Consider the following 21,081-nt stretch of genomic DNA (forward strand, 5'->3'; position numbering starts at 1 on the left):
CCTCTAAGGTCCATTTTGAACCAACAGGCAGGCCAATGGGGGAAGGCACATGGTCAAGCGGGCGGGCGGGGCTTTGCTGCAGTCGATCACCATCGACCATGCGTCCTCTCGTACAATCGGCATCCAGCTCACCACGGCGCTGCGCGATCTCATCCTCGGCGGGGGCCTGGCTGCGGGCGAGCGGCTGCCGGCCTCCCGTATCCTCGCCAAGGAGCTTGGCGTCGCCCGCATGACGGTGATCGGCAGTTTCGAACAGCTCACCGCGGAGGGACTGCTCGAATCGCGCATCGGCGCCGGTACATTCGTCAGCGAAGCCGTGAACGCCGATCGTCCCCCCGCATCCAGCGTCGGACCTGCCAGGGCCGTCGAGAGCGCACCGCTGGCCCGCCTGATGTCCGCCGCCTCGAGCCGCTTCGTGCATCGCCTGCCCCATGAACCGCGGGCCTTCACCACCGCCATGCCTGCATTCGATGCCTTCCCGATGGCACAATGGTCGCGCATCGTCGCGCGGCATTGGCGCAGCCAGCGCCATCAGGTGCTGGGCTATCCCGAGCCTCATGGGCATCGGCCTCTGCGCAACGCCATCGCTGCCCATTTGCGTGCCAATCGGGGCATCGCATGCTCTGCCGAAGAGATCTTCATCGTGGCGGGTGCGCAGCAGGCCTTCGATCTCATCGGCAGCACGCTTCTCGATCCCGGCGACCGCATATGGTTCGAGAATCCGGGCACCATCGGCGCCCGCAACAGCTTCCTTGCCCATGGCGGCGAGATCGTGCCCGTGCCGGTCGACGAGGACGGGCTCATCGTGAGGGAGGGATTGGCCCGCTCGCCGGACTTCAAGCTTGCCTTCGTCACGCCTTCGCATCAGCAGCCGCTCGGTTCGAAGATGAGCCTGGAGCGGCGCTTCGCCCTGCTGCAGGCTGCCGTGACGAGCGGCGGCTGGGTGGTCGAGGACGATTGGGACGGGGAGTTCTTCTTCCATGGCCGCCCGCTGCCGACATTGAAGGGTGTCGATACGGCCGGGCGGGTCATCTACGTCGGCACCTTTTCGAAGACGTTGTTCCCCGCGCTGCGCCTCGGCTTCATCCTGGCGCCGCCTGCCCTGGTGCGCATCTTCGAGACGAGCCTCGAGGCCTTCTCCCCCGGCGTGCCGACCTCGCTGCAGGATCATGTCTCGGACTTCATTTCGGAAGGCCATTTCGCCGCCCATGTCCGGCGCATGCGCAAGCTCTATGCCGAGCGTTGCGACGCGCTGCTGGAGGCGGGCAGGCGGCACCTGGCGCCCTGGCTGGAGATCGTCCCGACAAATACGGGCCTGCACACGGTGGCATGGCTGAAGGACGGCTGCACCGGCGCGGCGATCTCGGCCGCCGCGGCACGTCACAACCTCACGGTCGCGCCGATCGAGCGCTTCTGCATCGAACCGATCGACCGGGAGGGGCTGGTGCTCGGCTTTGGTGGCATCAATGCGGCCAAGATCGAGGCTGGGGCCAAGGCCCTCGCGCTCGCTTTCGCGGAACTGTCATCGGCCTGACATAGCCTGTGATGTCGTTCCGAAGTGGTCTTCCTATTTGTCCAGAATGGACCTGCCCGGCAGACCAATCGGAACTTAGCGTAAAGCTCGAGTAGCTGGGCCGCCTATCTCAGCCCGTGCCTGGGGCGGGATCAACTCCCTTCCCGGCCGGTTGTGATGGCTGGTTCGACCAGCGCCTCCAGCGAAAAAAACCGGAGTGGGCACGTGACCAGCATGAAGACAATCCTTGCGGCCTTGGCGACGACGGCGGCGATCGCGCTCGCGACGCCCGCAGCGGCCGAAACCCTGCGCCTTCTGACCTGGGGCGGCTACGCCCCCGATGCAGTCGTGAAGAAATTCGAACAGGAGACCGGCATCACGGTCGAAGTGACGGTCTCCAACAACGAGGACATCATCTCGAAGCTGCGCGCCACAGGCGGCGCCGGCTTCGACCTCGTGCAGCCGAGCGAAGACCGCATTGCCGGTCCGCAGGAGGAATACGGTATCTACAAGCCGCTCGACCTCGGCAAGATCGACACCAGTCTCTTCATCCCGGACCTGCTGGCGGCCTCCAAGAAGGTCACCACCATCGATGGTCAGGTCTATGGCGTCGCCCATCTCTGGGGCACGGCGGGCATCGTCGTGAACACCAAGCAGGCACCCGATGTGAGGGGCTGGGGCGACCTGTGCACCGACGCGCACAAGGGCAAGGTCTCGATGCGCCTGAAGCGCATCCCCCTGCTGGGCATGGCCTTCGCTGCGGGCGACGATCCCTTCGCCGCCTATGGCGACAAGGCCAAGTACCAGGAGATCATCGACAAGGCCGGCAAGAAGCTCGCCGACTGCAAGGCCAATGTGAAGGCCTACTGGTCCGGTTCGGACGACCTCCTCAACATGCTGCGCTCCGGCGAGGTGGTCGCCTCCGAATCCTGGGATTCCACGGGCTTCAAGCTCAATGCCGAGAACCCCGACTTCGCCTTCGTGGCGCCCGAGACCGGTGCGCTCGGCTGGATCGACACCTTCGCGCTGCCCGCCAAGGGCAAGGCCGATGATGCGGCCTACAAGTGGATCAACTTCGTGATGAAGCCGGAGAACGCCGCCGCGATCACCGAGGCCTCGGGCAGCTTCTCCGCTTCGAAGGGTGCGGACGAACTCGTCAACCCCGCCCTCCGCAAGGCCTACAAGGAGTTCTTCCCGCCGGAAGTGATCGCCAAGATCAAGTGGTTCCCGGCCATTCCTGCCGGCATCGAGGACATGGAAGGCAAGGTTCTGGACCGGATCGCCGCTCAGTAAGCCCCTGCGTTGCGGCCTTGAGAGCGGGATCATGTGTCCCGCTTTTTCTTCTCTCGGGGCTGATGCTGTATCGACAAGGTAGCCTTCGGGCCTGGTTCAGCAGCTGAAAATCGCGGCGCCATCAACGTCTTCTCTCCCCCTGCGGGCGGAGAATAGAAGGGTGAGGGTTCCAGGGCGAAGGGGTACGCCTTATCCGTCACGACCCAGATCCCTTCTCTTTCCCAACGGGGGGAGGGCGCTCAAGCGTCGCGGCCTACTTCATCCGGCCGGTGGCTACGAACTCCTTTCAACCCACGTCTCAAGCCCCTCAGGCTCCTTCTTCCCCCGGCGGTGTCCATGAATTTCGATCTCGAATGCCGTGATCTGGTCAAGGCCTACGGCACCTTCAAGGCCGTCGACGGCATCTCGGTCGGTATACCGCAAGGCAGCTTCTTCTCGATCCTCGGGCCCTCGGGTTGCGGCAAGACCACGGCGCTGCGCCTGGTCGCGGGCTTCGGCGAGCCGACTTCGGGCGATATCCTGATCAAGGGCCGCTCCGTCCTGAAGACGCCGCCCAACAAACGCCCCGTCAACATGGTGTTCCAGCACCTCGCGCTCTTTCCGATGATGAGCGTGGCCGAGAACATCGGATACGGCCTGCGGCGCCGCGGCATGGCGCGCGAGGATATCCGCAAGCGCGTGGCGGACATCCTGGCGCGCGTCGACCTGCCGAATGCGGGAGATAAGCGCATCGACCAGCTTTCGGGTGGCCAGAAGCAGCGCATCGCCATCGCCCGCTGCATGGTGCTCGATCCCGCCGTACTGCTGCTCGACGAACCGCTCGGCGCCCTCGACCTCAAACTGCGCGAGCATATGAAGGTGGAACTCAAGCAGCTCCAGCATCAGTTCGGCACCACCTTCATCTACATCACGCATGACCAGTCCGAAGCGCTGGTGATGTCCGACAAGGTAGCGGTGATGAACCAAGGCCGCTTCGAGCAGGTCGGCACGCCGCAGGAACTCTATTTCAATCCCAGGAGCGCTTTCGTCGCGGGCTTCGTCGGCGATTCCAATCGCTGGGCCGGCAAGGTCGCTTCCTCGGATAGGCAGGGCCTGCGCCTCGAGCGGGCCGACGGCGTCGCGCTCAACGGCATCTGCGATCAGGGCCGCATCCTTGCGGCGGGCGAGCCCGTCGAGATCTTCGTGCGGCCGGAGGAGATAGGCATCGAGCCGGCTGGCGCGACCCAACCGGCCGGCGACGGCACCAACCAGCTGCAGGGCGAGGTGGAGAGCTTCCTCTTCAACGGCGCCATGAGCCGCGTGCTGGTGAAATGCGGCACGGGCGCGCCGATCTCGGTCGCCTTCGCCCATGACAGCGGCATCGGCAATTTTGCCGTGGGCCAGCCTGTCTCGCTGCGCTTCGCACCGGCCAAATGCCGCTGCTTCGGTAAGGGCTGAGGGGCGGGCATGACAAGTTCTCCCGGCCGTCTCACCTTCTTCCTGCTGCTGACGCCGTTCGCGCTGTGGATCGGGCTGCTGATCGTCATCCCGCACATCGATCTCCTCTTCCTGTCGCTGCAGGAGAAGGTCTCGCCGCGCGTCTATCGCACCAGCCTCGCCAACTACCAGGACTTCTTCGGTGAATGGGCCTATGTCTGGACGCTGGTCCGCACCATCGTGATGTCGGTACTCGCCACGATCCTCACCCTGGTCATCGCCTTTCCGGTGGCCTACTACATCGCCAAGATCGCGCATGGACGGGCGCGCACCGTGCTGTTCCTCACCTGCCTGCTGCCCTTCTGGGTGAGCGAGATCGTGCGCGTGTTCGGCTGGATGCTGATCCTGCGCGAGACGGGCCTGCTCTCCGGGCTCCTGCAATATCTCGGCATCACCAGTGGGCCGGTCGAGTTCCTCTACAACGAGGCCGCCATGATAATCGGCCTCGTCTACACCTCGATGCTGTTCATGGTGGTGCCTCTGATCTCCGCCATCGACAGCCTCGACAATTCCTATATCGAGGCGGGCTACGATCTCGGCGGCAATGGCTGGACGGTGCTGCGCGAGATCGTCATTCCGCACGCCATGCCGGGCATCGTCGCCGGTTCGGTGATCGTGTTCATGCTGAGCCTGGGCAACTATCTCACGCCCACGCTGATGGGCGGCAAGAGCGGCCTTTGGTTCACCGCGCACATCTACACCCAGTTCATCACCCGCTTTAACTGGGAGGTCGGTTCTGCCTTCGGCTTCATCCTGCTCGTCTGCTCCAGCCTGGTCGTCTGGCTCGCCCTGAAGCTGACCGGGCAGTCGTTGTCGTCGACCCTGGGGAGGCAATGATGCTCGCATCCCTTCCGCGCAGCCCCTTCGTCCGCGGCGTGCACAAGGCCTATGTCGCCTTGTTCATCCTCTACCTCGCCCTGCCTCTCGTGGTGGTCGCCTTCTTCGCCTTCAACGATTCCATGTATCCCTCCCTGCCGTGGAAGGGCTTTACGCTGAATTGGTTCGTCGGGACAAAGGACCCGATGCTTGGACTGTTCAACGATCCCAATGTCTGGCGCGGGATGGGCAATTCGCTCCTCGTGGCAGTATGCACAACGGCGCTGGCGCTCTTCGTGGGCACTACCACCTCGTTCCTGTTCGAGCGCTACGAGTTCCCGCTCAAGAAATTCTGCCATCTCCTGATGCTGGCGCCGCTCGTCATACCCGGCGTCATCATCGGCATCTCCATCCTCGCCTTCTCCAGCGGCATCGCCAATCGCGTCGACGATGCCTTCAACGTGGAGGTGGACTGGCTGCGTCCCGGCCTTTTCCTCGTGGTGCTCGGCCAGTTCTCGTTCATCGCCACCGTCGCGACGCTCGTCATCTCGGCCCGCCTGCGCAAATTCGACCGCTCGCTCGAGGAGGCCGCCTACGACCTCGGCGCCACGCCGTGGGAGGTGCTCGCCACCGTCACGCTGCCCTATCTCAGGCCCGCCCTGATCGGCTCGGGCATCATTTCCTTCCTGATGTCCTTCGAGAACTTCAACACCACGCTCATGCTGGTCGGCTCTGATCCGCCGCTGACCATCGCGATGTTCGACCGCATGAGGGAAGGCTCGACGCCGCTGCTCAACGCCGTCTCCCTCTTCCTCATGCTCGCTTCGGCCGCGCTCGGGCTGATCAGCATCCTGGCCCAGCGCGACCGCAATGCCGCCCCGCAGTGAGTTTTGTCTGTCATGAGCGAGTATGATTACATCGTCGTCGGCGCCGGTTCCGCGGGCTGCGTGGTCGCCGCCCGGCTCAGCGAGAGCGGACGCTACAAGGTGCTGCTTCTCGAAGCAGGCCCTTCCGACCGACGCTTCTGGATCCAGACGCCGATCGGCTACGGCAAGACCTTCTACGATCCCGAAGTCAACTGGATGTACATGACCGAAGCGGAGCCCGAGCTCAACGGACGCAAGGTCTACCAGCCGCGGGGCAAGGTGCTGGGCGGTTCGAGCTCGATCAACGCCATGGTGTATTCGCGTGGCAGTGCCGGCGACTTCGACGGCTGGGAGGCCATGGGCAATCCGGGCTGGGGCTGGCGCGACGTGCTGCCGGCCTATCGCCGTCTGGAGGACCACGCCCTGGGTGCGGGACCCTGGCACGGGGCGGGCGGGCCGCTCCACGTCAGCATGATTGCCGGCACCGCGCATCCATTGACTTCGATCTTCATCAAAGCAGCGCAGGAGATCGGGTTGCCCTTCTCGGCCGATCTCAATGGCGAGAGCATCGAGGGCGTCGGCTACTACCAGATCAACACCACCACCACCGGCTACCGGGCTTCGACGGCGCGGGCCTATCTGTGGCCGGCGCGAGGTCGCGAGAATCTGCGCGTCGAGACGGAGGCTCTGGCAACCCGCCTTCTGTTCGAAGGGAGGCGCTGCGTCGGTGTCGCCTATCGCCAGAAGGACCGTCTGGTCGAGGTGCGGGCGGGACGGGAGGTGATCGTCAGCGGCGGCGCGATCAACTCGCCGCAACTGCTGCAGCTTTCCGGTATCGGCCCGGCAGGCATGCTGCGCGCGGCCGGGGTCGAACCGCTGCATGAACTGCCGGCAGTGGGCGCCAACCTGCAGGATCACCTTTGCTACGACCATGTCTACCGCTCGCGCCTGCCGACGCTCAACCAGGTGCTCGGGCCACTGATGGCGCGCCTTCGCGCGGGCCTGCAATATGTGATGTATTCCACCGGTCCGCTTGCGCTCAGCGTCAACCAGGGTGGCGGCTTCATGCGCACGCGGGCAGAGCTGCCGGCTCCGGACATGCAGCTCTATTTCTCCCCGCTGAGCTACGAGCGAGCGGTGCCGGGCGTGCGCGCGCTCACCAGGCCGGATCTCTTTCCGGGATTCTCGACCAGCATATCGCCCTGCCATCCCACCAGCCGGGGGCAGGTCGCCATACGCTCCGCCGATCCCGGCGCAGCGCCGCTGATCCGGCCGAACTACCTCGCGACCGAGCATGACGTCGCCGACATGCTGTCGGGTGCAAGGATACTTCGGGATCTCGCGAGGACGCCTTCCTTCCGCAGCCTCATCGTCGAGGAGAAGAAACCCGGCACGGCGGTGCAGGGCGACGCGGAGATGATTTCCGATATCCGGGCGCGTGCCTATTCGGTGTTCCACCCCTGCGGAAGCTGCGCCATGGGCCCGGGCGCCGGGGAGGCGGTGGTCGATTCCCGGCTGCGCGTGCATGGGCTCGGGGGACTACGGGTGATCGATGCCTCGATATTCCCGGCGATAACGTCCGGCAACACCAACGCTCCCGCCATCATGGTGGCGGAACGCGGCGCCGAATTCGTGCTCGAGGACGCCGCGTAGGCGCTCCGCGTGGAGTCGCGGCGACATGGTTACGAGAGCCGATCGCGCAGAAGCCCTGCCACACCATGGTGTTGGCGTCTCAGACTGCGCTGAGACTCGGTCGCGCGATCGCGAGCCGTACCAAATCAGCCCGCCGCGCGGACGTTAGTCCGCTCGGCGGGCGTTGATATGAGCTTCAGGCCGATGCCAGGGAGACGATCGTCGAAGCGAAAGCAGCAGGTAAGGGAGATTACCTGGAGTGATGGTGTCTATTGTGCCGGCTGCTGCATGCTGTCGTCACCGGATGGCTGGTCCGTCGACTTCTTGGGTGCCATCTTCTTAGTAGCCTTTGCCTTGTGCTTTGGATGCTTGACCACCTTCTTCGCATGCGCGGGTGCGGGAGTTGCCGGTGTCGACGTGCTGGCGTCCGGCTGCGCCGGCCCCGGTGCGCTCTGGGCAAAGGCCGGTGCGGCTCCCAGCAGGGAGACGGCAAAGACGGAGCTTGCAATGGCGGCAGTGAGCTTTTTCATCGGCACTTTCCTTGTTGCGTCCAGCCCCGCCTGAACTTCGAAGAAAAGCTGCGGCCATATTGTGGCGTAAGCGAGATAATTCTAAGGTTCTGCAACGCTCTGTTGGATTACTTCCCTGCCTTCCACGACAGTCCGCACATTGCGATGCTGGGATGTTCGGACACTGCGACAGACCTGGCAGCTGAAACGATCCTGCGCTTGTCGATTGGTGGGACAGTCTGCGGCCTCTGCCTTCGATAGCCTGTCCCGTTCGTGGATAACGCTTGATATTACATTGGAAAACGGCGCCTACTGCAAAGGCTGGGCCGTATGCGGCCCTGCAGTGCTGATTTCTCCGGATCCGATACCTGACCGAGGCCCGTGCCATGTCGGCCGAAATCGCTGCCGGTTTCTTCGGCCGCCATTCAGCGGTTTGAGCGATGCCTGCCCCGCAACCTCGTCCTGGCCCCGCGGCCATGGCTCTTGCCCGGCTCGAGCAGGTCGATCCGGGCGCACATCGGCGCGTAAGGGGATTGCGGCTCGTCACCGCCTATGGCCTTGCCGCGATGCTGGGCCTCATGCCCCAGATCGAACAGCATGCCGGCCGAAATGTCTCCCTGAGCGTGATCGCGGCCAGTTTTGCGCTGTGGGCCAGCGTGTCGGAGAATCGCGCCACGCGCTGGGAAAGTTCCCGCGATCTCACCCTTTTCTGCATCAGCGCCGGCCTGGGAGCCGTGAGCTATATCCTGCTCGTCCGCCTGCTGCACATCGGCGGTCCCGCCGAATTGGAACTGCCGCTGGTGACGGGCGCTTTCTGCGTCGGATATTTCAAGCGCTTCACGCCGTTCAGCGCGGGCATCGGTTCTCAGATCTTCATCGGCCAGCTTCTCGCCTACACCGCCGGATTGCGGCTCGACGACATCTCCGTGATCCTGATCGCGACGCCGATCGCCGTTCTTGCGGCGGTGGTGCCGCGCCTGCTCAGCGGCCCGGCCGAGCATCCGATCACGGTGCCGGCCGCTGCCACCGAGTTCGACGATTGGATCCCGGTCGAGTTCATCATGGGCCTGCAGGCCGCCGCCGCCGCTCTGGTGATCGTCGCGCTGAATGGTGAGTTCGGGCTTGAAAAGTCCTCCTGGGCGATCGCGGCCTGTACCTATGTCATCACCAACTCCACGGCGGCGACGATCGCCCGGGTTCGCAGCCGCATCCTGGGAACGATGATCGGCGTTCCCATCGCCATCGCCTGCCTGCCCCTCGCCGTCGAGGCTCCGCTCGTGGTCTGGCTCGCCGCCGCGCTCGCCATGATCGTCTATGCCATGGCCCTGCCCGAGCGCTATGACATCGCCTGCGGCGCCTATGCCTTTGCGCTGATCCTCACGCTAGCCGTTTCCGGCGAGAACGATTTCTTCGAACTCGTGGCGCGAGCCTGGGAGACCATCATCGGCGGAGCGCTTGGCATGATCGCAGCCCTGCTCCTGCGGCCCGTGTTTGCAAGGCATCGAAAGTCGTCCGCCGACTCCTGAGAGGCCCCTGCGGCGTCGACGGGCACGGAAGGCGAAATTCGGCGTCTTCACGGGGGATCAACTCGCTGTGACGGGCGTTATTCCCGTAACGAAATAGCGTATTGCTTCGTAGTCGATCGCAGGTGGCGGTGTCGCCACGGATCAAACATCGAGAAGCACCATGCTGAATCGCCGCACGATCTTGAAGTCCGGCATCTGTGGCGCCGCCGCACTCGCGGCAGGCCGCGCGCTCGGCCAATTCGCAGCCTTTGCCGCGGAGGAACACGTCAAGCTTTCCGATACCGAGTGGCGCCAGCGTCTCACCGCGGACCAGTACGCCGTCCTGCGCCAGGAGGCGACCGAACGCCCCTTCACCAGTCCATTGCTGCATGAGGAGCGCACGGGCCGGTTCACCTGCGCGGGGTGTGATCTCGCACTGTTCTCCTCGAAGACCAAGTTTGACAGTGGTACCGGCTGGCCGAGTTTCTGGGCACCGCTCGAGGATGCCGTCACCACCAAGGAGGACCGCTCCTTCGGGATGATCCGTAACGCGGTAGCGTGCCGGCGGTGCGACGGCCATCTGGGCCATGTCTTCGACGACGGCCCGAAGCCGACCGGCCTGCGCTACTGCATGAATGGCGTGGCGCTCAAATTCGTCGCGGCGGCTGCCTGAATTTTTCAGTTCCCGGGGTGTTTCCCGCGGGACGGTTCGGGCGCGCCCAATCTGGTTCCAAGGGAAGACGATGCTGCTCTTTATCGTGTCCTATCTCGGTGGCGTGCTGACCATACTCAGCCCCTGCATCCTGCCGGTCCTGCCGTTCGTCTTCGCCAGGGCAGACAAGCCCTTCGTGAGGAGTGGCCTGCCGCTGTTGCTGGGCATGGCCGTCACCTTCGCCGCCGTCGCCACGCTCGCCGCGGTGGGTGGCGGCTGGGCGGTCCAGGCCAACGAATATGGCCGTTGGGTCGCCATGGGGCTGCTGGCAGTCTTCGGCCTGACATTGCTTTTCCCGCATCTGTCCGACTGGGTGACACGCCCGTTGGTCTCCGCCGGCGCGCGCCTCTCGCAGGCCGCGGCGAGCCAGGACGGCTCAGGTTCCTCGGTTGGGCCGTCATTCCTGCTTGGCGTCGCCACTGGACTGCTCTGGGCGCCTTGCGCCGGCCCGATCCTCGGCCTCGTTCTCTCGGGCGCGGCCCTGCAGGGCGCCAATGTACAGACTACTTTCCTGCTGTTGGCATATGCGCTCGGGGCCGCCACCTCGCTCGCCCTGGCCCTGCTGATCGGCGGGCGGGTCTTCACGGCGATGAAGAAATCGCTCGGGGTCGGCGAGTGGGTTCGCCGCGGCCTCGGAGTCCTGGTGATCGCGGGAGTCGGCGCCATCGCGCTCGGCCTCGATACGGGCTTCCTGACCCAGGTCTCGCTGGCGAGCCCCTCGGGCGTCGAGCAGGCTCTGGTCGACAAGGTGAAGCCCCCTCCTTCCGACGCCCAGCCGTCGTCATCGGTGATCGCCCAGGGCGACCAGAACGCGATGATGAGTGCCAACCCGGCCATGATGATGAAGGCCAAGCCGGCCGCCGGTGATGCGCTACCGGTGGAAGGGCGCCTGCCCTCCCTCTCAGGGGCGGTCGAATGGCTCAATACCCCGCCGCTGACTGCGGAAGGCCTGCGCGGAAAAGTGGTCGTGGTCGACTTCTGGACCTACTCCTGCATCAATTGCCTGCGCTCGATACCCTATGTCCGCGCCTGGGCCGAGAAGTATGCGAACCAGGGTTTGGTGGTGATCGGCGTCCATTCCCCGGAGTTCGCCTTCGAGAAGAATGTCGCCAATGTCAGGCAGGCGATCAAGGACCTCAGGGTCGGCTATCCCGTCGCCGTCGACAACAACTATGCCATCTGGCAGGGCTTCAACAACCAGTACTGGCCGGCGCACTACTTCATCGATGCACAGGGCCGCATCCGGGGCCACCATTTCGGCGAGGGCGACTACGACAAGTCCGAACAGATCATCCAGCAATTGCTGAAGGAGGCGGGCCGGACCGATGTCGCGCAGGGCACCGTCGCAGTCGATGCCAAGGGGGCGGAAGCTGCGGCCGACATGAACGATGTGATCTCGCCGGAGACCTATATCGGCTATGAGCGCGCCGACAACTTCATCGCTCCCTCCGGCATGGTGGTCGACAAGTCGCAGGTCTACGCCAAGGCGGGGCCGCTGGACCTCAACCAATGGACCCTCACGGGCGACTGGACGGTCGACAAGGAGAAGGCGACCCTCAATGCCGGTGGAGGCGGCATTGTCTATCGCTTCCACGCCCGCGACCTGCACCTCGTGCTCGGGCCGGGGCCGGACGGCAAGCCGGTGCGCTTCCACGTACTGGTCGACGGCAAGGCGCCGGGTGACGCCCATGGCGTCGACGTCGATGGCGACGGAAACGGCACCGTCACCAATCAGCGGCTCTACCAGCTCATTCGCCAGGGCAAACCGGTAGAGGACCACACTTTCGAGATCGACTTCCAGGACCCCGGCGCCGAGGCTTTCGCATTCACCTTCGGATGAGCTGCGCCATGGCCGCAACGGCGGGAGTCCGCCCTCGCCTTTCGCGCCATATTGGTCCATACATAGCGCAAACTTCGTCAAGCCCGGGAGACGATCAATGGATCCGAAATCGACAGCCGTGGTTCTCATCGAATACCAGAACGACTTCACCACCGAGGGCGGCACGCTGCACGGCGCCGTCAAGGGGGTGATGGACCAGACCAACATGCTGGCCAACACGGTGGAGACCGTGAAGCAGGCCCGGGCCGCCGGAGCCACCATCGTGTTTGCGCCGATCACCTTCACCGAGGACTATCACGAGCTGCGGCCGAGCCCCTATGGCATCCTCAAGGGCGTTGTCGACAGCAAGTCCTTCCGCAAGGGGTCCTGGGGTGCCGAGATCGTCGATGTGCTGAAGCCCGAGCCCGGAGACATCGTCATCGAGGGCAAGCGCGGCCTGTGCGGTTTCGCCACCACCAATCTCGATTTCATTCTGCGCAGCCGCGGCATCCAGACGATCGCCCTGGGCGGCTTCCTGACCAATTGCTGCGTGGAGTCGACCATGCGCACGGGGTATGAAAAGGGCTATGATGTCGTGACGCTCAAGGACTGCACGGCGACTCTCAGCGAGGAGGAGCAGCGCTTGGCCGTCGAGAAGAACTATCCGATGTTCTCCCGGCCGATGACGCATCAGGAATTTCTCGGCGAGCTGAAGGGCGCGGGCAGCGCCCAGACGAAGTCGCGCGGATACGAAGCAGCCTGAGTTTTCCCGGGCAACGCGCGCAGAGCGTGTTTCAGCATTTTCCGTGAGCGGGCGTCCGGCCGCGGCTGGGCGTCTCAGTCGAACTGCAGCTCGATGCTCGTCGGGTCTGCCGGATCGGGACGGTAGCGGTTCAGTGCCCGCTCCATCTCGTCGAGTACCTTCTCCCGGTCGGCGACGTTGGCGGACGGGACCCGAAAGGTCAGCGCGTATCGATCGTCCACGATGGCCGCGTTCGCGAAAATGGCTGACCTGACATTGGCTCGTGCAATATCGGCGACCTCCGCCAGACCTTGCTGCGTGGGCCCGTTCAAAGCGTCTGCGTCCATGCTCTGCTCCGGCCAGAGGACTCTTCGCTTGCGACGCGCACCATAATCCAGTGGGCGGCGACGGCAAGCGGGAATCTGCGCGGCACGGCCATGTAAAAACGCCGAGGCAAGGGTCGTCCGACCTCATCGCCACTTTCGAGCGAGCCGCGCGGCGAGATTCGCACTTGAATTAGATGTCATTTATCATCTAAAAACTCTCGCATCGCAATCAAGGAGTCGCCCCTTGCGTGTTTCCCGCGAACAGGCTGCCCGGAATCGGGATCGTGTCGTCGAGACGGCCGGCCACCTTTTCAGGGAGCGCGGCTTCGACGGCGTGGGCATCGACGACCTCATGGGTGCGGCCGGACTGACGCGCGGCGGCTTCTACAAGAGTTTCCCTTCCAAGGAGGCGCTTATCGAGGCCGCGTGCTGCCAGACCGTTGAGCGCTCGCATGAAACCTGGGACGGATTGCTTGGTCGGGGGGAGGATCCGCTGCGGGAACTGGTCGAGTCCTATCTCTCCGGCCTGCATCGCGACAACCTGGCCAGCGGATGCCCTTATGCGGGCCTGGCGGCGGAGGCGAGCCGGCGGCCGAGCCCGGTCAAGGGGATCTTCCGGGAAGGGATCGAGGCCGCGATCGGCAAGCTCGCGCGCCTCATGCCGGGCGGCGCCATCCGCCGACGGGACGAGGCGATCGCCGCGCTCGCCGGAATGGTCGGCGCGCTCGTGCTGGCGCGGGCCGTGGACGATGCCCATCTCTCGGAGGAGATCCTGGCAGCGGCCCGCCGTTCGGTCCTGGCAAGGCCCTCGAATCCCTCAACGCGAGATGATGGCCGCGGGCAACCGGCCGAAGGACAAGCATGATGACGACACCCTATTCTACCGCGCTGATCGTCGGCGCAGGCCAGGGCATCAGCGCCGCGGTGGCACGCAGCTTCGCGGCAGCCGGACTGAAGGTCGCGCTGGTCGCCCGCAACGCCGACAAGCTCGCGGCTCTCGCCGGCGAGATCGGTGCCCTCGCCGTGCCGGCCGACGCAACCGAACCCGCGGCCGTGAGCGATGTGTTCGAGCAGGTCAGCCGCCGCTTCGGTGCGCCGGACGTCGTCGTCTACAACGCCTCCGCCCGCGCGCACGGACCGATCGCGGAACTCGACCCGGAGGCGGTGCGCGCCGCCATCGCGGTAAGCGCCTATGGCGGGTTCCTGGTCACCCGCGAGGCGGCGCGCCGAATGCTGCCGCTCGGACGCGGCGCCATCCTGCTCACCGGCGCCACGGCCAGCGTCAAGGGCTTCGCCCACTCGGCCGCCTTCGCCATGGGCAAGTTCGCCCTGCGCGGCCTCGCCCAGAGCAGCGCCCGCGAGTTGGGCCCGAAGGGCATCCACGTGGCCCATATCGTCGTGGACGGCAGGGTGCGCAGCGCGCAGCGCCCGGACCCGGCCGATCAGCCGGATTCCACCCTTTCTCCCGAAGGCATCGCCCAAACCTATCTCGACCTTCTTCGCCAGCCGCGGGACGCCTGGTCGCTGGAGGTCGAATTACGGCCCTGGGTCGAGCATTTTTGACCCTCTTCCCCCCGCAGGAGTTTCACCATGGCCTCCACCGAGATCGTCCTCAGCCACCCCGTTCGCACGCCGATCGGTGCCTACAATGGCACGCTCAAGGGCACGCCTGCGACCGAACTCGGCGCCATCGCGATACGCGAGACGCTGCGGCGGGCCGGCCTCGACGCCGGCAAGGTGGGTTCCGTGGTGATGGGCAATGTGATCCAGGCGGGCAACCGCATGAATCCGGCGAGGCAGGCTTCGGTCGGCGGCGGCGTGCCGGTTTTCGTGCCGGCGCTCAGCGTCAACCGCGTCTGCGGCTCCGGCGCTCAGGCGGTCGTCACGGCGGCGCAGCAGATCCTCGCCGGCGAGGTCGAGGCCGCCGTGGCGGGCGGCATGGAGAACATGGATCGCGCACCCTATCTCATGGAAGGCGGGCGCTGGGGATATCGCATGGGGCCTGCGCAACTCCTCGACAGCATGCTCACCGACGGCCTCAACGATGCCTTCTCGGGGGAGCATTCGGGCTGGCACACCGAGGATCTGGTCAGGGAATTGCAGCTCACGCGCGAGGCCCAGGACCTATTCGCCGCCCGCTCCCAGCAGAATTTCGCTGACGCCCAGAAGGCCGGCAGGTTCGAGGCTGAAATCGTGCCGGTGGAGGTGAGGGGCAGGAAGGGTTCCGAACTCTTCGCCAGCGACGAGGCTCCTCGCCCGGACACGACCATCGAGATCCTTGCCAGGCTGAAGCCCGCCTTCCGAAAGGACGGCACCATCACGGCCGGCAATGCACCCGGCCTCAATAGCGGCGCCGCTGCCATGGTCGTTTCCTCGAGGACGTTTGCGGACAAGGAGGGGCTCTCGCCCGCCGCCCGCCTGGTCGCCTACGGCGTCGCCGCCGTCGAACCCGGCCTGTTCGGCCTCGGCCCGGTGCCCGCGATCCGCATTGCCCTGGAGCGGGCGGGGTGGGAGCTCGCCGATGTCGAACGGGTGGAGATCAACGAGGCCTTTGCCGCCGTTCCCCTGGCCGCCATCAAGGAACTTGGCATCCCCAGGGATATCGTCAATGTCGAGGGCGGTGCCATCGCCCATGGCCATCCGATCGGAGCCACAGGCGCGGTGCTGACGACCCGGCTGCTGCATTCCATGAGGCGCGACGGCCTGAAGCGGGGCATCGTCAGCCTGTGCATCGGCGGCGGCCAGGGCATCGCCCTGGCGTTGGAGATCGTGTGAGGCCCTCCCGTTTCGTGCCCGTCCCCGTGCGGCGCCGGGCCCGGTCATCGCCGCGATAACCGTTTGCGCATCGGCATTGCCGCTGTCACGACCAGTGCCAGCGTGATCGTGCCCTCCTCGAGTGGGCTCGCTGTCTGCCGCAAAGCAGGAACCGGGTCGCCCGACCGCTTCCCTCCGCGCTATCCACGATCCGAGATGGATAACCCAGGAGGAGAGTGCGATGTCCGATTCCATTCGCTATGCGTGGGGGAGCAGTTCCCTCGGCAATTTTCTGGTCGCCGTTTCCGACCAGGGACTGGTGGCCTTCGAGTTCGGCACGGAGTGGGAGGGTCTGCTCGACGCCCTGCGTGAACGTCTGCCGCAGGCCGTGATCGAGCCGGACGAAGCCGGCCTGGCCGACACGGTGGCGAAGCTGGCCCGCCTTGTCGAAAGTCCCGAGGGCGATCCGGGGCTTGCGCTCGATCCGCGCGGGAGTGGCTACGAGTTGAAGGTCTGGCGATTGCTGCGCGAGACCCCGATGGGCGAGACCACCTCCTATGGCGCGCTGGCGGCGAAGCTCGGCACGCGCGATGCGCGCGATGTCACGAAGGCGATAGCCGCCAACATGATTGCGATCCTGGTGCCCTGCCACCGCGTTCTCAAGAAGGATGGCTCGATTTCCGGCTACCGGTGGGGCGTCCGCCGCAAGCGTGCATTGCTGGAGCGTGAGCGGCGGGCGGTGGCGCAGCGGGCCGCCTGAGCCGGCACGTGTGGGTCGCGGATTGCTGATCCAGGTCTCGCAACCCCGGCCTCGCCCCCTTCCCCTGAGTAGGAGGCGCCCCGCCGGGAGAGCACATCTCGACTTTTCGAGCCTGGGCTCCCCTTCGTTCAACAAAAGTTGTGGCGGCTCGCAAGCCAGCGCTACACTTCCTATATTCGGCTCTGCAAGATTGAGCTCAAAGGAGTTTGACTATGACTGCCTCGACTGAACGGGCTGTCCTGGCCGGTGGATGCTTCTGGGGCGTGCAGGACCTGGTGCGGCGCCAGCCCGGTGTGATTTCCACCCGGGTTGGCTACAGCGGGGGTGACGTGCCGAATGCGACCTATCGAAATCACGGCACCCATGCGGAAGCGATCGAGATCGTCTTTGATCCCGCCAAGACCAGCTATCGCGCCTTGCTGGAATTCTTCTTCCAGATTCACGATCCGACGACGCGCAACCGGCAGGGCAACGATATCGGCGCCAGCTATCGCTCGGCGATCTACTACACGAGCGAGGAGCAGAAGCGCATCGCAGAAGATACCATCGCGGACGTCGACGCCTCGGGCCTGTGGCCCGGCAAGGTGGTGACGGAAGTCGCGCCGGTCGGTTCCTTCTGGGAGGCGGAGCCCGAGCATCAGGATTACCTGCTGCGCTATCCCAACGGCTATACCTGTCATTTCGTGCGCCCGAACTGGAAATTGCCGGTACGTAGCCAGGCCACGGCGGCAGAGTGAGCGGGCGATTCCGCGTCAAGCGCGTCTACGAACCCGTCTCCTCCGGAGACGGGCAACGCGTGCTCGTGGACAGGATATGGCCGCGCGGGATCAGCAAGCACACGGCCTCCCTGAGCCTCTGGCTCAAGGAGGTTGCGCCAAGCGCCGATCTGCGCAAGTGGTTCGGGCACGATGCGTCCCGTTGGGACGAGTTTCGTCGGCGCTACAGGATCGAACTCGCCGGCAATGAAGAGACCGTCGCGAGGCTGCGAGGGCTTGCAGGGTCAGGACCCGTGACGCTCCTGTATGGTGCCAGCGATACCCTTCACAACAATGCCGTAGCCCTCGCCGATTATCTTCGCGAGACCGGGGCGGACGAGCGGGGGCAATGACCAGCTTTCTTTTCGACGGCCCCCAGCACGCCCGTTGCACCATACTCCTGGCACATGGCGCCGGTGCGCCGATGGATTCGGCGGCGATGACCGCGAATGCGACGGCTCTGGCGGGCGCAGGTTTCCGTGTCGCCCGCTTCGAATTCGCCTACATGGCGGGACGCCGGACCGGAGCCGGAGTCAAGCCCCCGCCAAAGGCCGAGAAGGTGATGCCGGAATATCGCGCGGCGGTCGATGCGCTGGCCGCGTCGGGTCCGCTGATCATCGGCGGCAAGTCGATGGGCGGGCGTGTCGCCAGCATGGTGGCGGACGAACTTCACGCTGCCGGCCGGGTCGCCGGCCTGCTCTGCCTCGGCTATCCCTTCCACCCGCCGGGGCGGCCCGAGCAATTGCGAACCGCTCATCTCCAGGCCCTGGCGACGCCGGCCCTGATCGTGCAGGGCACGCGCGATCCGTTCGGCACGCGCGAGGAAGTTGCCGCCTACACGCTGTCGCCCGCCATCGAACTGCTCTGGCTGGAGGATGGCGACCACGACCTCAGGCCGCGCAAGGCGGTTTCGGGATTCAACCCTGCCGATCACATGGCGAACATGGCGAAGGCGGTCGCCGCCTGGGTGGCGAGAGTGGCACCCTGAGCGCAACACGGCCCTGATCACCCCAGCAACCGCGTCACTTCCGCTCGGAGCACCGGCAGGAGATCCTGTTCGAACCAGGCATTGCGCTTCAGCCAACCTGAGTTGCGCCAGGAAGGGTGAGGAAGCACCAGCATGCGGGGGTGCGCCTCGTCCCCTAGGATAGTCCGCCAGCGGGCCACGGTTCCCGTCATCCCGCCGGCAAGAGCCCGTGATCGCAAATGCCATTTTTGCGCGTGATGGCCGATCAGCAGCATCAGTTCGATGTTCGGCATGAGCTCGAAGAGGCGCCTTCGCCAGGCATCGGCGCATTCGCGGCGTGGCGGCAGATCGCCGCCCTTGGCGTCGAAGCCGGGAAAGCAGAAGCCCATGGGCACGATCGCCACCTTGGCGGCGTCATAGAACAGATCTTCCCCGATCCCGAGCCATCCGCGCAGCCTTACGCCCGAGGGATCGTTGAATGGACGCCCGGTATTGTGGACGCGGATACCGGGCGCCTGGCCGACGATGCAGAGCCGCGCTTGGGTGGAGGCCTGTATGACTGGGCGCGGCTCATGCGGCAGGGCGGGCCCATATCGGGGGCTGTCGCGGCAGATGCGGCATGCGCGCAACTCCGAGAGCAGGGCTTCGAGCTCCGCGCTCAAGCCTGTTCGGCCCGGTGGCGCTCCGAGAGGTCGGCCAGGAGGTGCATGGCTTCCTCCGCCCTGGCGGCGGCGATGAAGAGGTGGTCGTGGTGGAAGGCCGATACCGGGTTCACGCCCATGCCGGCCTGCGCGAGATGGCTTGTGATCGCGGCCAGGAATCCCACTGCCTCGAGGGAGGAATGTACCTCCAGCGTGATCATGCGGCATGGATAGATACCCCGCAGGCTCGCTGCCGCAGCCGCTTCCTCCGCCAGGATCAGCGTCAGCCCTTCCGTCTCCCGGAACGACATGACCGGCTCGACGCCGGCCGGAAGAGGCGTGTCTCCGGGCACGGTCGTGAACACGAAGCGTCCCGGCCGGAGCACCGGCCTCATGGTGGCGAGGAGGCGTCCCAGATCGGTCTCGCCCGTCATGGTGGATCCTGTGTCCTGACCGTCTCGCGGCGGCCGGCCTCGAGGGCGGCCCAGGAGCCGACCAGCGCGATGCAGATGAACAGGAGCGTCGGCGCGGCGAAGCTGCCGGTGGCGCCGCGGAGTACCCCGGCGAGAAGGGGGCCGAAGCCGGCGAGAATATATCCCACGCCCTGCGCCATGCTGGAGAGACGGGCCGCGACATGGGCATCGGGCGAGCGCAGGATGATCAGCGTCATCGCGAGGGCGATGAGGCCGCCCTGCCCGATGCCGTTGAGCACACCGCCGATCCAGGCCAGCGATAGCGGCAGCCAGTAGCAGCCCGCAAAGCCGAGCGCGCCGAGGGCGAGCATCAGGAGGCAGACGCCGCGCTGGTCGCGGCCGCGCATGGCGAGCGCCGGTGCCGCAAGGCAGGCCAGCATCTGGAAGACCACGCAGAGCGAGAGAATGAAACCCGCCGTGGCGCTTTCCATGCCGCGGTCGCGCAGCATCGGTGCCATCCAGCCGAACACCATATAGGCCATCGCCGATTGCAGCCCCATGAAGAGCGTGACCTTCCAGGCGAGGCGGCTGCGGAACAGGCCTCGCGCGGCTGGCCTCGCCGCCGCCTTGCCTGGCCCGCCGCCGAGGGCCTGCGGCGTCCAGATCAGGGCCGCCGCCAGGGCCGGCAGGCCCCAGACCGCAAGAGCTGCCGGCCAGCCGCCGGGCAGTGCCTTTTCCAGCGGGACCGTGAAAGCAGCGGCCGCTGCCGCGCTGCCGCACAGGGCCATCGTGTAAAGCCCGGTCATCAGCGCGACGCTCCTGGGGAAGTCGCGCTTGACCAGGCCCGGCAGTAGAACATTGATCACCGCTATGCCGGCGCCGGCCAGGAAGGAGCCGGCGAAGAGCGAAGGCGGCTGTCCGAGGCCGCGCAGCGCGGTGCCGAAGGCGATGAGCAGCATGCAGGCGAAAATGACGCGCTCCGCCCCGAAACGTCTGGCGAGACCGGGCGCCGGAAAGGAGAAGATGCCGAGGCAGACCACAGGCAGGGTGGTGAGCACGCTCGCCCAGACGGTGCCGAGGCCGGTGTCATGGACGATCTCGGGCAGCACCGTCGACAGGCTGGAGAAGACGGCGCGCAGGTTGAAGGCGATCAGGACCAAGCTCGCGCCGAGCAGGATGCGGCCGGCCGTGATCGGGCCGTGCAGGAGCGGCGCGGCAGGCATCTCGGCGGGCGCTTCGGCTGGCGAACGCGGCGCGGTATCAAAAACCTTGTCGGTCAAGATCTTCGTTTCGAAAGGAACGGTGTGAAAACGATCATTCACACTATCCAATAGGCCGACGATGCCCGCCACTCAACCGCGATCTTGGCGCGACGTTGCCACCAACCGTCATTCCGGCAGAAGCGCCGGAACCCGTGAACGCGGTCTCGCAAGATGTACGGCTCGCTCGTCGCCCTTTCAATGCGGGCGGGTGTCCGTGGATTCCGGTGTTCCGCCACGCTCCAGCCGGAATGACGGGCACGAGGGTCCGACGTCATGTGATCCTCGAAGAGACGGTCTCTCCCGGAGTCCTATCGCCAGGG

22 protein-coding genes are annotated in these 21,081 nt (G+C 65.6%); 17 read left to right on the forward strand and 5 right to left on the reverse strand.

Features of this window, described 5'->3' with window-relative positions:
- The first annotated feature begins 49 nt into the window (after nt 1–49).
- From pdxR to AC6H34_RS10695, 6 genes are all read left to right on the forward strand, one after another.
- A complete protein-coding gene (gene pdxR, locus AC6H34_RS10670) occupies nt 50–1,534 on the forward strand; it encodes a MocR-like pyridoxine biosynthesis transcription factor PdxR (RefSeq protein ID WP_497538792.1) in 1,485 nt (494 codons plus the stop codon).
- A gap of 213 nt (nt 1,535–1,747) precedes the next feature.
- Nucleotides 1,748–2,806, forward strand: coding sequence for an extracellular solute-binding protein (locus AC6H34_RS10675; protein WP_497539874.1), 1,059 nt, complete (start codon nt 1,748–1,750; stop codon nt 2,804–2,806).
- Between the two features lie 336 nt (nt 2,807–3,142).
- Nucleotides 3,143–4,243, forward strand: a complete 1,101-nt coding sequence (locus tag AC6H34_RS10680; protein ID WP_448150016.1) for an ABC transporter ATP-binding protein — start codon at nt 3,143–3,145, stop codon at nt 4,241–4,243.
- 9 nt (nt 4,244–4,252) lie between these two features.
- A complete protein-coding gene (locus AC6H34_RS10685) occupies nt 4,253–5,119 on the forward strand; it encodes an ABC transporter permease (protein WP_497538793.1) in 867 nt (288 codons plus the stop codon).
- On the forward strand, nt 5,116–5,985 hold the full coding sequence (locus AC6H34_RS10690; protein WP_497538794.1) for an ABC transporter permease: 870 nt from the start codon (nt 5,116–5,118) through the stop codon (nt 5,983–5,985). The genes AC6H34_RS10685 and AC6H34_RS10690 overlap by 4 nt, the downstream gene beginning before the upstream one ends.
- A gap of 12 nt (nt 5,986–5,997) precedes the next feature.
- Entirely contained in the window at nt 5,998–7,617 is a 1,620-nt protein-coding gene (locus tag AC6H34_RS10695; RefSeq protein WP_497538795.1) for a GMC family oxidoreductase, read from the forward strand.
- A 248-nt stretch (nt 7,618–7,865) separates the two neighbouring features.
- On the opposite strand, the gene AC6H34_RS10700 is transcribed toward AC6H34_RS10695, so the two are convergent.
- The gene (locus tag AC6H34_RS10700; RefSeq protein ID WP_497538796.1) at nt 7,866–8,126 is read right to left on the reverse strand and encodes a hypothetical protein; all 261 of its coding nucleotides are present in this window, start codon (nt 8,124–8,126) and stop codon (nt 7,866–7,868) included.
- Nucleotides 8,127–8,581: 455 nt separating this feature from the next.
- On the opposite strand from AC6H34_RS10700, the gene AC6H34_RS10705 reads away from it, so the two are divergent.
- The 4 genes from AC6H34_RS10705 to AC6H34_RS10720 all read left to right on the forward strand — a co-directional run bounded on the left by AC6H34_RS10705 (nt 8,582) and on the right by AC6H34_RS10720 (nt 12,904).
- Nucleotides 8,582–9,631 carry an FUSC family protein gene (locus AC6H34_RS10705; RefSeq protein WP_497538797.1) on the forward strand — a complete coding sequence of 350 codons (1,050 nt, stop codon included), beginning with the start codon at nt 8,582–8,584 and terminating at the stop codon, nt 9,629–9,631.
- Between the two features lie 160 nt (nt 9,632–9,791).
- Entirely contained in the window at nt 9,792–10,283 is a 492-nt protein-coding gene (msrB, locus tag AC6H34_RS10710; RefSeq protein ID WP_497538798.1) for a peptide-methionine (R)-S-oxide reductase MsrB, read from the forward strand.
- A 70-nt stretch (nt 10,284–10,353) separates the two neighbouring features.
- A complete protein-coding gene (locus tag AC6H34_RS10715) occupies nt 10,354–12,162 on the forward strand; it encodes a cytochrome c biogenesis protein DipZ (protein ID WP_497538799.1) in 1,809 nt (602 codons plus the stop codon).
- Between the two features lie 97 nt (nt 12,163–12,259).
- Nucleotides 12,260–12,904, forward strand: a complete 645-nt coding sequence (locus tag AC6H34_RS10720) for a cysteine hydrolase family protein (RefSeq protein ID WP_497538800.1) — start codon at nt 12,260–12,262, stop codon at nt 12,902–12,904.
- Between the two features lie 74 nt (nt 12,905–12,978).
- Here AC6H34_RS10720 and AC6H34_RS10725 read toward each other — a convergent pair whose 3' ends face one another.
- Complete coding sequence (locus AC6H34_RS10725) at nt 12,979–13,230, reverse strand: hypothetical protein (RefSeq protein WP_497538801.1); 252 nt, start codon at nt 13,228–13,230, stop codon at nt 12,979–12,981.
- Between the two features lie 223 nt (nt 13,231–13,453).
- Here AC6H34_RS10725 and AC6H34_RS10730 point away from each other — a divergent pair, with 223 nt between their 5' ends.
- The 7 genes from AC6H34_RS10730 to AC6H34_RS10760 all read left to right on the forward strand — a co-directional run bounded on the left by AC6H34_RS10730 (nt 13,454) and on the right by AC6H34_RS10760 (nt 18,466).
- Nucleotides 13,454–14,074: a TetR/AcrR family transcriptional regulator gene (locus AC6H34_RS10730; protein WP_497538802.1), complete on the forward strand. Its 621-nt coding sequence runs from the start codon at nt 13,454–13,456 to the stop codon at nt 14,072–14,074.
- Nucleotides 14,071–14,772, forward strand: coding sequence for an SDR family NAD(P)-dependent oxidoreductase (locus AC6H34_RS10735; protein WP_497538803.1), 702 nt, complete (start codon nt 14,071–14,073; stop codon nt 14,770–14,772). Before AC6H34_RS10730 ends, AC6H34_RS10735 begins: the two co-directional genes overlap by 4 nt.
- 27 nt (nt 14,773–14,799) lie before the next feature.
- The gene (locus tag AC6H34_RS10740) at nt 14,800–15,984 is read left to right on the forward strand and encodes an acetyl-CoA C-acetyltransferase (protein WP_497538804.1); all 1,185 of its coding nucleotides are present in this window, start codon (nt 14,800–14,802) and stop codon (nt 15,982–15,984) included.
- Between the two features lie 220 nt (nt 15,985–16,204).
- Nucleotides 16,205–16,723 (forward strand): methylated-DNA--[protein]-cysteine S-methyltransferase, encoded by a 519-nt coding sequence (locus AC6H34_RS10745; RefSeq protein WP_448150003.1) that lies wholly within the window; start codon nt 16,205–16,207, stop codon nt 16,721–16,723.
- A gap of 212 nt (nt 16,724–16,935) precedes the next feature.
- Entirely contained in the window at nt 16,936–17,460 is a 525-nt protein-coding gene (gene msrA, locus AC6H34_RS10750; protein WP_497538805.1) for a peptide-methionine (S)-S-oxide reductase MsrA, read from the forward strand.
- Nucleotides 17,457–17,831: a DUF488 domain-containing protein gene (locus AC6H34_RS10755; RefSeq protein WP_497538806.1), complete on the forward strand. Its 375-nt coding sequence runs from the start codon at nt 17,457–17,459 to the stop codon at nt 17,829–17,831. The genes msrA and AC6H34_RS10755 overlap by 4 nt, the downstream gene beginning before the upstream one ends.
- Nucleotides 17,828–18,466: an alpha/beta hydrolase family protein gene (locus AC6H34_RS10760; protein WP_497538807.1), complete on the forward strand. Its 639-nt coding sequence runs from the start codon at nt 17,828–17,830 to the stop codon at nt 18,464–18,466. Before AC6H34_RS10755 ends, AC6H34_RS10760 begins: the two co-directional genes overlap by 4 nt.
- 17 nt (nt 18,467–18,483) lie before the next feature.
- On the opposite strand, the gene AC6H34_RS10765 is transcribed toward AC6H34_RS10760, so the two are convergent.
- From AC6H34_RS10765 to AC6H34_RS10775, 3 genes are read right to left on the reverse strand one after another with little or no spacing between them, the layout of a single operon-like run.
- Nucleotides 18,484–19,107 (reverse strand): uracil-DNA glycosylase family protein, encoded by a 624-nt coding sequence (locus AC6H34_RS10765; RefSeq protein WP_497538808.1) that lies wholly within the window; start codon nt 19,105–19,107, stop codon nt 18,484–18,486.
- Complete coding sequence (locus tag AC6H34_RS10770; RefSeq protein ID WP_497538809.1) at nt 19,104–19,520, reverse strand: ACT domain-containing protein; 417 nt, start codon at nt 19,518–19,520, stop codon at nt 19,104–19,106. The genes AC6H34_RS10765 and AC6H34_RS10770 overlap by 4 nt, the downstream gene beginning before the upstream one ends.
- Nucleotides 19,517–20,779 carry a CynX/NimT family MFS transporter gene (locus tag AC6H34_RS10775; RefSeq protein WP_497538810.1) on the reverse strand — a complete coding sequence of 421 codons (1,263 nt, stop codon included), beginning with the start codon at nt 20,777–20,779 and terminating at the stop codon, nt 19,517–19,519. The genes AC6H34_RS10770 and AC6H34_RS10775 overlap by 4 nt, the downstream gene beginning before the upstream one ends.
- Nucleotides 20,780–21,081 lie beyond the last annotated feature (302 nt).

The organism is Labrys sp. ALF-8 (genome assembly GCF_059699065.1).

Bases quoted from the DNA above. Each gene is read 5' to 3' on its own strand.
- msrA (WP_497538805.1), top strand. From the start codon at position 16,936: ATGACTGCCTCGACTGAACGGGCTGTCCTGGCCGGTGGATGCTTCTGG.
- AC6H34_RS10715 (WP_497538799.1), top strand. From the start codon at position 10,354: ATGCTGCTCTTTATCGTGTCCTATCTCGGTGGCGTGCTGACCATACTC.
- AC6H34_RS10760 (WP_497538807.1), top strand. From the start codon at position 17,828: ATGACCAGCTTTCTTTTCGACGGCCCCCAGCACGCCCGTTGCACCATA.
- AC6H34_RS10690 (WP_497538794.1), top strand. From the start codon at position 5,116: ATGATGCTCGCATCCCTTCCGCGCAGCCCCTTCGTCCGCGGCGTGCAC.
- AC6H34_RS10685 (WP_497538793.1), top strand. From the start codon at position 4,253: ATGACAAGTTCTCCCGGCCGTCTCACCTTCTTCCTGCTGCTGACGCCG.
- pdxR (WP_497538792.1), top strand. From the start codon at position 50: ATGGTCAAGCGGGCGGGCGGGGCTTTGCTGCAGTCGATCACCATCGAC.
- msrB (WP_497538798.1), top strand. From the start codon at position 9,792: ATGCTGAATCGCCGCACGATCTTGAAGTCCGGCATCTGTGGCGCCGCC.
- AC6H34_RS10720 (WP_497538800.1), top strand. From the start codon at position 12,260: ATGGATCCGAAATCGACAGCCGTGGTTCTCATCGAATACCAGAACGAC.
- AC6H34_RS10735 (WP_497538803.1), top strand. From the start codon at position 14,071: ATGATGACGACACCCTATTCTACCGCGCTGATCGTCGGCGCAGGCCAG.
- AC6H34_RS10740 (WP_497538804.1), top strand. From the start codon at position 14,800: ATGGCCTCCACCGAGATCGTCCTCAGCCACCCCGTTCGCACGCCGATC.
- AC6H34_RS10680 (WP_448150016.1), top strand. From the start codon at position 3,143: ATGAATTTCGATCTCGAATGCCGTGATCTGGTCAAGGCCTACGGCACC.
- AC6H34_RS10725 (WP_497538801.1), bottom strand. From the start codon at position 13,230: ATGGACGCAGACGCTTTGAACGGGCCCACGCAGCAAGGTCTGGCGGAG.
- AC6H34_RS10705 (WP_497538797.1), top strand. From the start codon at position 8,582: ATGGCTCTTGCCCGGCTCGAGCAGGTCGATCCGGGCGCACATCGGCGC.
- AC6H34_RS10745 (WP_448150003.1), top strand. From the start codon at position 16,205: ATGTCCGATTCCATTCGCTATGCGTGGGGGAGCAGTTCCCTCGGCAAT.
- AC6H34_RS10770 (WP_497538809.1), bottom strand. From the start codon at position 19,520: ATGACGGGCGAGACCGATCTGGGACGCCTCCTCGCCACCATGAGGCCG.
- AC6H34_RS10675 (WP_497539874.1), top strand. From the start codon at position 1,748: ATGAAGACAATCCTTGCGGCCTTGGCGACGACGGCGGCGATCGCGCTC.
- AC6H34_RS10695 (WP_497538795.1), top strand. From the start codon at position 5,998: ATGAGCGAGTATGATTACATCGTCGTCGGCGCCGGTTCCGCGGGCTGC.
- AC6H34_RS10700 (WP_497538796.1), bottom strand. From the start codon at position 8,126: ATGAAAAAGCTCACTGCCGCCATTGCAAGCTCCGTCTTTGCCGTCTCC.